The 11,559-nt window shown below is 69.3% G+C and carries 10 protein-coding genes; 4 read left to right on the forward strand and 6 right to left on the reverse strand.

The features are described from left to right. Positions 1-6: 6 nt before the first annotated feature. From ACIBTX_RS09990 to ACIBTX_RS10005, 4 genes are all read left to right on the forward strand, one after another. On the forward strand, positions 7-1,737 hold the full coding sequence (locus ACIBTX_RS09990) for an AAA family ATPase (protein WP_357134598.1): 1,731 nt from the start codon (positions 7-9) through the stop codon (positions 1,735-1,737). Continuing rightward, positions 1,734-2,372, forward strand: coding sequence for a 4Fe-4S cluster-binding domain-containing protein (locus ACIBTX_RS09995; RefSeq protein ID WP_357174085.1), 639 nt, complete (start codon positions 1,734-1,736; stop codon positions 2,370-2,372). Before ACIBTX_RS09990 ends, ACIBTX_RS09995 begins: the two co-directional genes overlap by 4 nt. Beyond that, entirely contained in the window at positions 2,360-2,896 is a 537-nt protein-coding gene (locus ACIBTX_RS10000; RefSeq protein WP_357174082.1) for an FHA domain-containing protein, read from the forward strand. The genes ACIBTX_RS09995 and ACIBTX_RS10000 overlap by 13 nt, the downstream gene beginning before the upstream one ends. A 293-nt stretch (positions 2,897-3,189) precedes the next feature. Beyond that, positions 3,190-5,064, forward strand: coding sequence for a S8 family serine peptidase (locus ACIBTX_RS10005; RefSeq protein ID WP_357174079.1), 1,875 nt, complete (start codon positions 3,190-3,192; stop codon positions 5,062-5,064). A 61-nt stretch (positions 5,065-5,125) separates the two neighbouring features. On the opposite strand, the gene ACIBTX_RS10010 is transcribed toward ACIBTX_RS10005, so the two are convergent. Genes ACIBTX_RS10010 through ACIBTX_RS10035 form a run of 6 tightly spaced genes read right to left on the reverse strand, consistent with a single transcriptional unit; the run spans position 5,126 to position 11,271 of the window. Next, entirely contained in the window at positions 5,126-6,433 is a 1,308-nt protein-coding gene (locus ACIBTX_RS10010; protein ID WP_357134592.1) for a GTP-binding protein, read from the reverse strand. Beyond that, positions 6,433-7,359: a sulfate adenylyltransferase subunit CysD gene (gene cysD / locus ACIBTX_RS10015; protein WP_357174076.1), complete on the reverse strand. Its 927-nt coding sequence runs from the start codon at positions 7,357-7,359 to the stop codon at positions 6,433-6,435. The genes ACIBTX_RS10010 and cysD overlap by 1 nt, the downstream gene beginning before the upstream one ends. Positions 7,360-7,365: 6 nt before the next feature. After that, positions 7,366-8,229: a 3'(2'),5'-bisphosphate nucleotidase CysQ gene (locus ACIBTX_RS10020; protein ID WP_357134589.1), complete on the reverse strand. Its 864-nt coding sequence runs from the start codon at positions 8,227-8,229 to the stop codon at positions 7,366-7,368. 37 nt (positions 8,230-8,266) lie between these two features. Next, positions 8,267-9,097: an ABC transporter permease gene (locus ACIBTX_RS10025; RefSeq protein ID WP_357174073.1), complete on the reverse strand. Its 831-nt coding sequence runs from the start codon at positions 9,095-9,097 to the stop codon at positions 8,267-8,269. After that, positions 9,094-10,233, reverse strand: a complete 1,140-nt coding sequence (locus ACIBTX_RS10030; protein WP_357174070.1) for an ABC transporter ATP-binding protein — start codon at positions 10,231-10,233, stop codon at positions 9,094-9,096. Before ACIBTX_RS10030 ends, ACIBTX_RS10025 begins: the two co-directional genes overlap by 4 nt. Before the next feature lie 48 nt (positions 10,234-10,281). After that, positions 10,282-11,271, reverse strand: coding sequence for a PHB depolymerase family esterase (locus ACIBTX_RS10035; protein WP_357174067.1), 990 nt, complete (start codon positions 11,269-11,271; stop codon positions 10,282-10,284). Between the last annotated feature and the right edge of the window lie 288 nt (positions 11,272-11,559).

Here is an 11,559-nt window from a genome sequence, read left to right on the forward strand (position 1 = left end):
ACCGGGGTGCGGCTGCTCTCCCTCACCGACGTGATACGTGAGCTGCTGGACCGGAGCGGCTACACCTTCGTACTCGATCATGATCTGATCGATTCCGGTGTCGTGCACCAGATCGGCAGAAGCGACGTGACGACTGCCACCCGTGCCCTCCTCGGCGACGGGTACCGTCCCGGCGGCCCGACGCCCGACCTCGGCGCGCTGTTCGTCCAGCTCGCCGCGATCGCCCAGCCACGCACCACTGTGCGGGCGGCAGCCATCGTCCGAGCGGCGCACCTGCTGCGGCATCCGAGCGATCCGGACGACGCCGAGCGGCAGTTCCTGCGCCGCATGGAGAAGCTGGCCCGGTCGGCGCGGCCGGTCGCGGCCGAATCCGGTCGGACCCAGAGCCTGTACAACCCGATGATCTGGTTGGTGGAGAACGAAAGTGACCTGCCGGCCTGGCTGACCGCGGGCAAGGACCGGATCCGCGTTATCAGCCTGCCCCGACCGGACTACGGCGATCGGGAACGCTGCGCCCGCCGGCTGTTGCACGGCCAGATCCCCGACGCGACGCTGCACGAGCGGGCTCGCTCGTTCGCCGAGCAGTCCGAAGGACTCACCCTGCAGGGCATGATCGAGGTGACCAGGCTGGCACGCGATCGTGGGCTGAGCCCGGAGCAGTGGCCCGACGCGACCCGAACGTTCAAGCTCGGGGTATTGGACAATCCCTGGCGCCGCGACTACCTGCACACCCGGATCCGCGACGGGGAACGGTCCCTGCCCCAGCGGATCATCGGCCAGCGCCAAGCCGTGACCAAAACCCTGGACATCCTCAAACGCGCCGCTCTCGGCCTGTCCGGCGCCCACGCGGCACGGGCTTCGGCACGCCCGCGCGGAGTTCTGTTCTTCGCCGGTCCGACCGGGGTGGGCAAGACCGAGTTGGCCAAGGCAGTGGCCCATGTGGTGTTCGGCGACGAGGCGGCCTACCTGCGGTTCGACATGAGCGAGTTCTCCGCCGAGCACGCCGGCGATCGGCTGATCGGCGCTCCACCGGGCTACGTCGGGTTCGAAGCCGGCGGAGAACTCACCAACGCCGTGCGTCAGCAACCCTTTCGGGTGATCCTGTTCGACGAGATCGAGAAGAGCCACCCGCGCATCCTCGACAAGTTCCTGCAGATCCTCGAGGACGGCCGGCTCACCGACGGCCGCGGCGGTACTGCCCACTTCTCCGAATGCATCCTGATTTTCACCAGCAACCTCGGCATGTACGTCGACGACGGCACGGGCCAGTTGACGCAGACGGCTACGCCGGGCACTCCCTACGACCAGGTCGAGACGATCGTGCGGGCAGCGATCGAGGATCACTTCACCCGGGTCCTTGGTCGGCCCGAGCTGCTCAACCGCCTCGGCGACAATGTCGTGGTATTCGACTTCATCGGGCCGGAAGCGGCCGAACAGATCTTCGAACTCCAACTCGGCAACGTGCTCCGGCGCCTCAGCGAAGAACACCACGTGTCGGTCACGCTTGACCAGCCGGTCCATGCGCGCGTGCTCAGGGAGTGCACGCGCGACCTGGCCCGAGGCGGCCGGGGGATCGGCTCCGCCCTGGAGACCGCGCTCGTCAACCCGCTGGCCCGCGCCCTGTTCGACCGGCTGGCGGTACCGGCGGGCGACGCGCCGGCGTCCGGCGACACGACGTCGCTCGTCGTGACGGCCTGGCGGCGTCAGGCCGACGTCATCACCGTGGAGCTGTCATGACGACTATCGAGATCAGTCGCCTCCACCACCCGGTCACCACCCTGGGGTACGGCAGAAGGGCCGGAATCTGGCTGCAAGGCTGCACCCTCGCCTGCACCGGCTGCCTCGCCCGGGACACCTGGCCTCGCCGCCCCGACCGGTCGGTCCCCGTCGAGGAGGTGCTCGACTGGCTCACCTCACTTCCTCAAGGGATCGACGGTGTGACGATCTCCGGCGGCGAACCGCTCCAGCAGCCGGTCGCGCTCGCCGCGCTCCTGCGCGGGATAACCACCTGGCGGCACACCCGGCCGATCGACATCCTGCTCTATACGGGATACGGCTGGTCGCGTGCGGCACGGCTGCCAGAGCTGCGCGCAAGCTGCGACGCCGTGGTCGCGGGTAGGTACGTCGAGCGGCGTAACAACGGCGACACCCCATTGCGTGGCTCGGCGAACCAACGCGTCATCACCCTCAGCCCGCTGGGCCACCAGCGATACGGCGAGGCCGCTCAGCTCGTCCGGGCAGGCTTGCAGACCGGCGTGCTCGACGGCCGGCTGTGGCTGGTCGGGATCCCGCGGCCCGGCGAGCTCGACCAGATCGCCGATCATCTGCGGGCCCGCGGCATCGGCGTCGGGGAATCGACATGGAGCGGCTGATCTGCCGCGCCTGCGGCGCACCGGTCGGCTCCGGTGACATCGTGTGCGGCAACCCGGACTGCTATGCGAACCTCACCGCCGTCTCGGCGGTCATCGAGGTAGACAACCTCGTCACCCCGCAGCCGATCGACCCGGTCGCCGTGGACATCACCTGTCCGTCGTGCGGAACGGCGTGTCCGCCGGGGAGCCGGATGTGCCCGCACTGCCTCAGTGTGCTCGAAACCGTCCTGATGATCGCGTTGCTCGACCCGCCGTGGCAGACAGTCCTCGAGGCCGGAGTAACCCTGATCCTCGGTCGGGACCCCGGTTCGCCCGCGGCGGCCGCGCTGTCCGGCCACGATGCTGTCTCGCGACGACACGCGGCTGTCACGACTGCGCCGGACGGGGCCGCGACGGTGACCGACCTGTACTCCACGAACGGTACCTGGCTGGACCAACGGCGGCTTGAACCCGGCGTACGACACCCACTTCGGCCTGGGGCCACCCTGCGACTCGCATCGACCGCGACGTTTCAGGTCGAGTGACAACCCGAGCCAGTCGCGCCGGCGCGGCGGATAGTCAACCTCCGGCCTTCCGAACGGGGCGAGGGTGGGCTGAAGCGCATAGGCTGGTGACGAATCGATGGCTCGTCTCGGAATGACCACCAAGCCCGTGATCTGGAATGAATTGCCATACCTTGACCTCCATCTTATGAGCGGTATAGGGGGCCCTGGATCTGTCTTCTGCCGCCATCATTTAGTAATCTCTTCTCAATCGGCCATCATCGATTCCTCGTCGTGGGCGAGCGGACGAAGGGCCGAATCGGAGGGAGGGGAGAATGAGTCTCCCGAAAAGATCAATTGTGGTGGGCGCCGTCGCGATGCTGGCCCTCACAGCGGCCTCGCCGGCCGTGGCGGCCGAACCGGAAGGCGACATCCGTAGTGCCGGCGGTGCCACGGCTGTCACCGACAGCTACATCGTGGTGTTCAAGGAGAGCGCGGTGAGTCGGGCGCAGGTCGGTGCCACCGCCAGCAGGCTGGTCGGTCAGCACGGCGGAGCGGTCGCTCGGACCTACTCCACGGCGCTGCGCGGCTTCGAGATCACCGCCGGCGCCAAGGCGGCGGCCAGGATCGCCGCGCACCCCGATGTCGCGTACGTCGAGCAGAACCACACGGTCCGCATCTCCGGGACACAGCCGAACCCCCCGTCCTGGGGCCTGGACCGCGTCGACCAGCGCAACCTTCCGCTCGACAGCTCGTACACCTACCCGAACACCGCGACCAACGTGCACGCGTACATCGTCGACACCGGTATCAACTTCGCCCACAACGACTTCGGCGGCCGGGCCACCTCCGGCTACGACGCTGTCGACGGCGGCTCGGCGGACGACTGCAACGGGCACGGCACGCACGTCGCCGGCACCGTCGGCGGCTCGACGTACGGCCTGGCCAAGGGCGTCCAGTTGGTCGGCGTACGGGTGCTGAACTGCTCGGGCAGTGGCACCAACGCCGGTGTGATCGGCGGCATCGACTGGGTCACCGCGAACGCGATCAAGCCGGCCGTGGCGAACATGAGCCTCGGCGGTAGCGCCAACTCCTCGCTAGACACGGCCATCAACAACTCGATCAACTCCGGCGTCACGTACGCGGTCGCGGCCGGCAACGGCAACGCCCTCGGCGTTCGGCAGAACGCCTGCAACTACTCCCCGGCGCGGGTGGCCTCCGCGATCACCGTAGGTGCGACGCAGAACAACGACGCGGCCGCCAGCTTCTCCAACTTCGGCACCTGCGTCGACATCCTGGCGCCGGGCGTCAACATCACCTCGGCCTGGTACGACAGCAACACCGCGACCAACACGATCAGCGGCACCTCGATGGCGTCGCCGCACGTCGCCGGCGCGGCGGCGCTGGCGCTGTCGGCGAACCCGTCCTGGACCCCGCAGCAGGTCCGCGACTACCTGGTCGGCAACTCCACCCCGAACGTGGTGACCAACGTCGGCACCGGCACCCCGAACCAGTTGCTCTACGTGGGCAGCGGCGGCACTCCACCGGCCGACGACTTCTCCGTCGGGGTGTCGCCGACGGCCGGTTCGACCGCGCCGGGCGGCTCGGTCAGCGCCACCGTGAGTACCGCGACCACCAGCGGCTCGGCGCAGTCGGTGAGCCTGTCGGCGAGCGGTCTGCCGAGTGGCGCCACCGCCTCGTTCAGCCCGGCCACGGTGACCTCGGGCGGCTCGTCCACGCTCACCATCGCCACCTCGGCGAGCACCCCTGCCGGCACCTACGGCGTCACTGTCACCGGTGCCGGCACTGCGGGCACGCGCAGCGCCACGTACTCGTTGACCGTGACCGGCTCGGGTGGCGGCGGCTGCTCGGGCACCAACGGCACCGATGTGGCGATACCGGACAGCAACACGGCGGTGACCAGCGGCATCGTCATCACCGGCTGTAACCGTAGCGCCTCCTCGGCGTCCACCGTGGCGGTCGATATCGTGCACACCTTCCGGGGCGACCTGATCATCGATCTGGTGGCACCGGACGGTACCGCCTACCGGCTGAAGAACCAGAGCTTCCTGGACGGCGCCGACAACGTCAACGCCACCTATACCGCGAATCTCTCCACCGAGTCGGCGAACGGCACCTGGCTGCTGCGGGTGCGGGACGTCTTCTCCGGTGACACCGGCTATATCAACGCCTGGACCCTCACCGTCTGAGACGTGACGAAGGGCCCTTTCCGCTCCGATTTCCGGTAGCGGGAAGGGCCCTTACCGTAGGTCAATTGGTGTCGACGATCATTCCGGCGGCGATGGTGCGGTTGGTGGTTTCGTCGATCAGGATGAAACCGCCGGTGGTGCGGTTGCGCCGGTATTCGTCGGCGAGCAGCGGGACGGTCGTACGCATGCGGACCCGGCCGATTTCGTTGAGTCCGAGTTCGGTGGCGGCCTCGTCCCGATGCAGCGAGTTCACCTCAAGTCGGTAGTGCAGCTCGCGGATCACGGTCCGGGCGGTACGGGTCGTGTGCTTGATGGCGTACTTCGCGCCGGGACGCAGCGGGGTGGCCTCGTCCATCCAGCAGATCATCGCCTCGATGTCCTGCGCGACCGCCGGGCCGTTGTGGGGCCGGCAGATCAGGTCGCCCCGGGAGATGTCGATCTCGTCGGTCAACCGGACCGTGACCGACATCGGCGGGTACGCCTCGGCGACCGGTCCGTCTGCGGTCTCGATCGCCGCGATCTGGGAGGTGAACCCGGAGGGGAGAACCAGAACCTCGTCTCCCGGCTTCAGCACACCCGACGCGACCTGGCCGGCGTAGCCGCGGTAGTCGGTGACCGTGGTCGACTGCGGGCGGATCACGTACTGCACCGGGAACCGGACGTCGACCAGATTGCGGTCACTGGCGATGTGCACCCGCTCCAGGTGGTGCAGCAGCGACGGGCCCTCGTACCACGGGGTGTGCTCCGAGCGGGTCACGATGTTGTCGCCGTGCAACGCCGAGACCGGGACGACGGCGAGGTCCGGCACCTCCAACTTCGCCGCGAACGCGGTGAACTCGTCGGCGATCCGCTCGTAGACCTCCTGCGACCAGCCGACCAGGTCCATCTTGTTCACACACAGGACCAGGTGCGGCACCCGCAGCAGCGAGCAGAGGAACGCGTGCCGGCGGGACTGCTCGACCAGGCCCTTACGGGCGTCGACCAGGATCAACGCCAGGTCGGCCGTGGAGGCGCCGGTGACCATGTTCCGGGTGTACTGGATGTGCCCCGGGGTGTCGGCGACGATGAACTTCCGCCGGGGCGTGGCGAAATACCGGTACGCCACGTCGATCGTGATGCCCTGCTCCCGCTCCGCCCGCAGGCCATCGGTCAGCAACGCCAGATTCGTGTACTCGTCGCCGTTGGCCGCGCTGGCCGCCTCCACGGCTGCCAACTGGTCCGTGAACAACGACTTGGTGTCGTAGAGCAACCGACCGATCAGCGTCGACTTGCCGTCGTCGACGCTGCCCGCCGTCGTGAACCGCAACAGGTCCATCGCCCGACCCTCGGACGCTGCGCCCTCGACCACCGCGACCCCGGTCGTAGCCATCAGAAGTAGCCCTCTCTCTTGCGGTCCTCCATCGCGGTCTCACTCACCCGGTCGTCACCCCGGGTCGCCCCCCGCTCGGTGATCCGGGTCGCCGCGACCTCCTCGATCACCAGGTCCACCGTGTCCGCCTCGGACAGCACCGCCGCGGTACAGGAGGCGTCGCCGACGGTCCGGTACCGCACCCGCGCTTTGAACGGCTCCTCCGAACCTCGGGGCACGATGAACTCGTTCACCGCATAGAGCATTCCGTCGCGCTCGACCACCGTACGTTCGTGGGCGTAGTAGATCGACGGCAACGCCAGCCGCTCCTGGGCGATGTAGTGCCAGACGTCCAGCTCGGTCCAGTTCGACAACGGGAACACCCGGATCGACTCGCCCGGGTGATGCCGCCCGTTGTACAGCGACCACAGCTCCGGCCGCTGGTTCTTCGGATCCCACTGACCGAAGTCGTCCCGGAAGCTGAACATCCGCTCCTTGGCCCGCGCCTTCTCCTCGTCCCGCCGCGCCCCGCCGAACAACGCGTCGAACCGGTACTTCTCCACCGCCGCCAACAGGACCGGGGTCTGGATCCGGTTCCGCGTCCCGTCGGCGGATTCGCGGACCAGACCTGCCTCCAACGCCTCGGGTACGCTCGCCACCACCAACTGCAGGCCGAGTTCGGCGACCCGCTGGTTCCGGTAGTCCAACACCTCGTCGAAGTTGTGCCCGGTGTCGACGTGCATCACCGGGAACGGGATCCGGGCTGGCGCGAACGCCTTCTGGGCCAACCGGAGCATCACGATCGAATCCTTGCCGCCGGAGAAGAGCAGGACCGGGCGCTCCAACTCGGCCACCACCTCGCGCATGACGAAGATGCTCTCTGCCTCGATCGCGTCCAGGTGCGAAACCCGGTACGCCGCCGCGGGCGTCGTGTCGTTTGTCGTCATCGCGGATCACCCGGCTGCCGTGGCCGGTGCCGGCACCGGGGTCAGGTGTTGCCGCAGCGCGGCGAGGAGTGGGGCGGCCAGCTCCGGCCGGCAGACCACCAGGTCCGGCAGCCGGGGATCAGCCTCGTTGTAGCTCAACGCGGAACCATCGATGCGGGAAGCGTGCAATCCCGTGGCCGTCGCCACCGCCACCGGGGCCGCCGAATCCCACTCGTACTGACCACCCGCGTGCACGTACGCGTCGACCTCACCGGTGATAACCGCGGCGATCTTCGCCCCGGCCGATCCCATCGGCACCAACTCGGCACCGACCTCGTCCGCCAACTTCGTCAAAAACGCCGGCGGCCGACTCCGACTCGCCGCCAACCGGATGGTCCGACCGCTGACCGCCGGCGGCCGGGTCGGGGGTGTCTCCGTGCCGAGGGTACGGAGCTGGGCCGGCAGGGCGATGGCGCCCGCCACCAGGCGGTGCTCCGTCGGCGCGTTCCGTTGCCAGAGTGCGACATGCACCGCCCAGTCCGTCCGGCCCGGCTCGGAGAACTCGCGGGTCCCATCCAGCGGGTCGACGATCCACACCCGGTCGGCGCCCAGCCGCTCCGGCAGAGGGTCGGCCGTACCCGTTGCCCAGGCCTGCCGGGCGCCGTCGTCCTCCTCCGAGAGCACGGCGTCGGCGCTTCTGTGCCGTGCCAGTTCAACGCGCAGCAGTTGGTGCGCCGCCCGATCACCCGCGCGCTTCAACGCGGCCGGGTCGTGGTGACCGTGCTCCGCGCGGACCTGCAGCAGCAGCCGGCCGGCCCGATCGGCCAACCAGGCGGCGAACGAGCCATCCGACGCGGGGGCCGTTGACCTGGGGGGTTCCAGCACGTTCATCGACGAACACCTCCGATAGACGCGGTGACCGTGCCGTTCACTGGACGGCACGCCGACTGAAACTTCGGACGCTGGTGACCGTGACCAGTGCGGCCACTCCGGTCAGCACCAGCAGACAGACCCAGGCCGGTATGTGCGCGACGCCGGGCAACATGGCCCCGCGCACGCCCTCGGAGACGTAGGTCATCGGGTTGAGGGCGGTGACCGTCTGGAACCACGGCATCGAGGAGAGCCGCGGCCACGGGTAGTGGATGCAACCGGTCCAGATGATCGGGGTCACGACCAGCGAAAACGTGATGTTGATCCGTTGGATGGGCAGGATCATCGCCAGCGTCATGCCGATGCCGCCGCCGATCCATCCGCCGAGCAGGATCGTCAGCAGGACCATCGGTAACCGTCCGGGCTGCCACGGGGCCGAGCCGACCATCAGCGCCCCGAGTGGGTAGATGAGGGCTGCGGCGACGAGCCCGCGCAGCATCGCGACCACGAGCTTGCCGACCGCCACCAGGTTCGTCGACAGCGGGGCGAGGAGCCGGTCTTCGATCTCCCGGGTGAAGCCGAACTCCTTGACCAGTGGCAGTGCGACGCTCTGCAGCGCGGTGGTGAGCGCGGCGAGCGCGACGATGCCGGGCAGGAACAGGTCGGCGAAGTTCCGGCTGACGACGCCCTGCCCGCCGAGCACCTTGACGAAGACGAAGAGCATGAACAGCGGGGTGAGGCCGACCTGGACCAGGATGACCCAGAGTTCCTTGACGGTGACCAGCAGGTCCCGGCGCAGAATGGCCAGGAAGGCCCGGTGGGCGCGAGGTCGCGCGGGTGCCGCCGCGAAGCTCGTTGCGGCAACCGGCGGGGCGTCGAGGTCGGTCACCGTGGGTCCCTTCCGGTCAGTCCGATGAAGACGTCTTCGAGGCTCGGCTCGCCGATGCGTACGTCGGTGAGGGTCGCCGACCGTGTGGTCAGGACGGTGAGCGCCGGTCCGAGCACGGTGGCGGGGTCGGCGGCGAGATGCAGCCGGATCCGGACGCGCCTACGCCCGCCCGGGTCGGGGGCGAGCGTGGCGACGGCCCGCTCCCGGGCCAGCGCGGTCAATGCGGCGGGCGTGCCCGCGCCGAACCCCGACCCGCCGCCGAGGCCGAGGACGGCACGGAGTTTGGCGGCCCCGGCCCCGGCCCCGGGCGGCGGCGGGTCGGCGAGCCGTTCACCCTTGCGTACGCCGGAGACCTCGGAGAGCGCACTCAGCAGCTCGTCCGGTTCGTCAAGCGCGGCCAGGGTGACCGTCAGGTCGAGGATCGATCGTCCGGCGAGCCCTCTGACCAGGTTGCCCGGCGTGTCCGCGGTGAGCAGCCGACCGTGGTCGACGATGCCGACCCGGTCGACCAGAGCGGCGGCCGCGTTCATCTGGTGAGTGGTCAGGACGACCGTCACACCGCGCTCGCGCATCTCGCGGATCCGGCTCCAGATCAGCCGGCGGGACTGCGGGTCCAGACCGTTGGTGGGCTCGTCGAGGAAGAGCACCGCTGGTTCGTGGATCAACGCGCGGGCGATCATCAGCCGTTGCGCCATGCCGCCCGAGTACGCCTCGATCCGTTTGTCCGCCCGATCCTGCAGGCCGAAACGGTCCAGGAGCTCATCGGCCCGCGCGTTGCGTACGGCGCGGCTGACGCCGTGGTACGCGGCGTGGTACAGCAGGTTCTGTCGTGGTGTCAGCGACCGGTCCAGATTGTTGTGCTGGGGTACGACGGCCAACTGGGCGCGGGCCGCGACCGGGTCACCGACCACGTCGATCCCGCTGACGAGCGCCCGGCCCCCGGACGCCCGCAGCCGGGTGGTGAGGATGCCGATGGTGGTCGACTTGCCGGCGCCGTTGGGTCCCAGCAGCCCGAAGATCTCGCCGCCGGCAACCGTGAAGGACAGCCCGTCCACGGCTGCGTTCGTGCTCCCGGGATAGCGTTTGACGAGGTCGGCGACCTCGACCGCAGCCGGGCTGCCACCACTACTGGGCATCTGCTGCTCCCTCTCGTGAGCTGTCGGATCAGTGGCCGCCGGTGCGGGTCAGCCGCCGGTTCGGGGGTGTGCGTCGAAGAAACGCCAGATGGTCTCGGTCGCGTCCAGCGCGGTCGCGGGTGGATCCAGGCCGAGCAGGCGTTGCGCCTGCGGTCCGGGGCCGGCGGCACCGGGCCACTGGTGGCCAGCGCCCTCGACGGTGACCAACTCGACCGCCCGTCCTCCCGGACAGGTGGCGACCGAGGTCCGGACCGGGCCCGAGGCGGTCGTCGCCGGCGCCGGGCATCCGTCGGTGGTACGCCATTCGCCGAGCAGGTCGGGGATGGGCGGCCCGTCGATCTTGACCGGATTTCGCCCGGTCCCGTCGTTGTCCCGCTTGCCCGGACCACCGTTCAACGGCACCGTCTGGTCCGCCATCCCGTGAATGTGGATCACGGAGATCGGTGCCGGTGACGAGCACGGGCCGAGTTGGGTCGCCGCCACCGGCCCGATCGCGGCGAACAGCTTCGTGTCGCACGCCAGGCGGTATGCGAGCATCCCGCCGTTGGAGATCCCGGTGGCGTAGATCCGGCTGCGGTCCACCGGAAGTTGGTCGGCCACGGTGGCCACCAGTTGCTGGATGAAGGCGACGTCGTCCACGCCGTCCCGGGCCGGTGGTCCGCAGCAGTCCGGGCTGACCGCCCAGGAGCGGCTCATCCCGTCCGGGTAGGCCACGACAAAGCCCTCCTGGTCGGCCTGGGCGTTCCAGCCGTAGGAGGTTTCCGCCTGGCTGCCGGTGCCGAGCGCGCCGTGCAACATGACCACGAGCGGTGCCGGGGTCGACCCGGCGAGGTTGGTCGGCCGGTAGAGGCGGAAGCGGCGCTCCTGCCCGTCGACCACGAGGGTGTGCGTCGAGGAGCCGGTGGGCACGGTGGACACCGGTCCGGCCTCGTGCTGCTCCGGGTCGTCCCGGAAGAGCCCGCAGCCGGCCGACAGGGTGAGCGCTCCGACGAGCGACAGGACCGTGAGCAGGTGTCGCCGCCGACGGTACGGTCTCACGCGATGTGTCCAAGATATACCAATTTTCATCATATTCGCACCCTGGCATATCAATGTTCAGGCTTTGTAAGGACCTGCACCGATTTGTGTTTGGCGGGGCTGGCTCCGTCCGTTCCCGCGACGCGCGGCCCGAGCGGAGCCAACCGGCTAGGGCCTGTTTCATAAGAACTGGTCGGCCTGCGGCGGGCCCGGACGACGACCGGCGGCGTTGGGGGGGGGGGGGGGGGGGGGGCGCCCCCCGGCGGCCCCCCCCCCCCCCCCCCGCCCCCCCCCCCCCCCCCCGCCAAC

This window comes from Micromonospora sp. NPDC049359, from assembly GCF_044466585.1.
Taxonomy (GTDB): Bacteria; Actinomycetota; Actinomycetes; order Mycobacteriales; family Micromonosporaceae; genus Micromonospora.

Excerpts from the sequence above, each read along its gene's own strand:
- ACIBTX_RS09995 (WP_357174085.1), top strand. The coding sequence starts at position 1,734 with ATGACGACTATCGAGATCAGTCGCCTCCACCACCCGGTCACCACCCTG.
- ACIBTX_RS10000 (WP_357174082.1), top strand. The coding sequence starts at position 2,360 with ATGGAGCGGCTGATCTGCCGCGCCTGCGGCGCACCGGTCGGCTCCGGT.
- ACIBTX_RS10005 (WP_357174079.1), top strand. The coding sequence starts at position 3,190 with ATGAGTCTCCCGAAAAGATCAATTGTGGTGGGCGCCGTCGCGATGCTG.
- ACIBTX_RS10010 (WP_357134592.1), bottom strand. The coding sequence starts at position 6,433 with ATGGCTACGACCGGGGTCGCGGTGGTCGAGGGCGCAGCGTCCGAGGGT.
- cysD (WP_357174076.1), bottom strand. The coding sequence starts at position 7,359 with ATGACGACAAACGACACGACGCCCGCGGCGGCGTACCGGGTTTCGCAC.
- ACIBTX_RS10020 (WP_357134589.1), bottom strand. The coding sequence starts at position 8,229 with ATGAACGTGCTGGAACCCCCCAGGTCAACGGCCCCCGCGTCGGATGGC.
- ACIBTX_RS10030 (WP_357174070.1), bottom strand. The coding sequence starts at position 10,233 with ATGCCCAGTAGTGGTGGCAGCCCGGCTGCGGTCGAGGTCGCCGACCTC.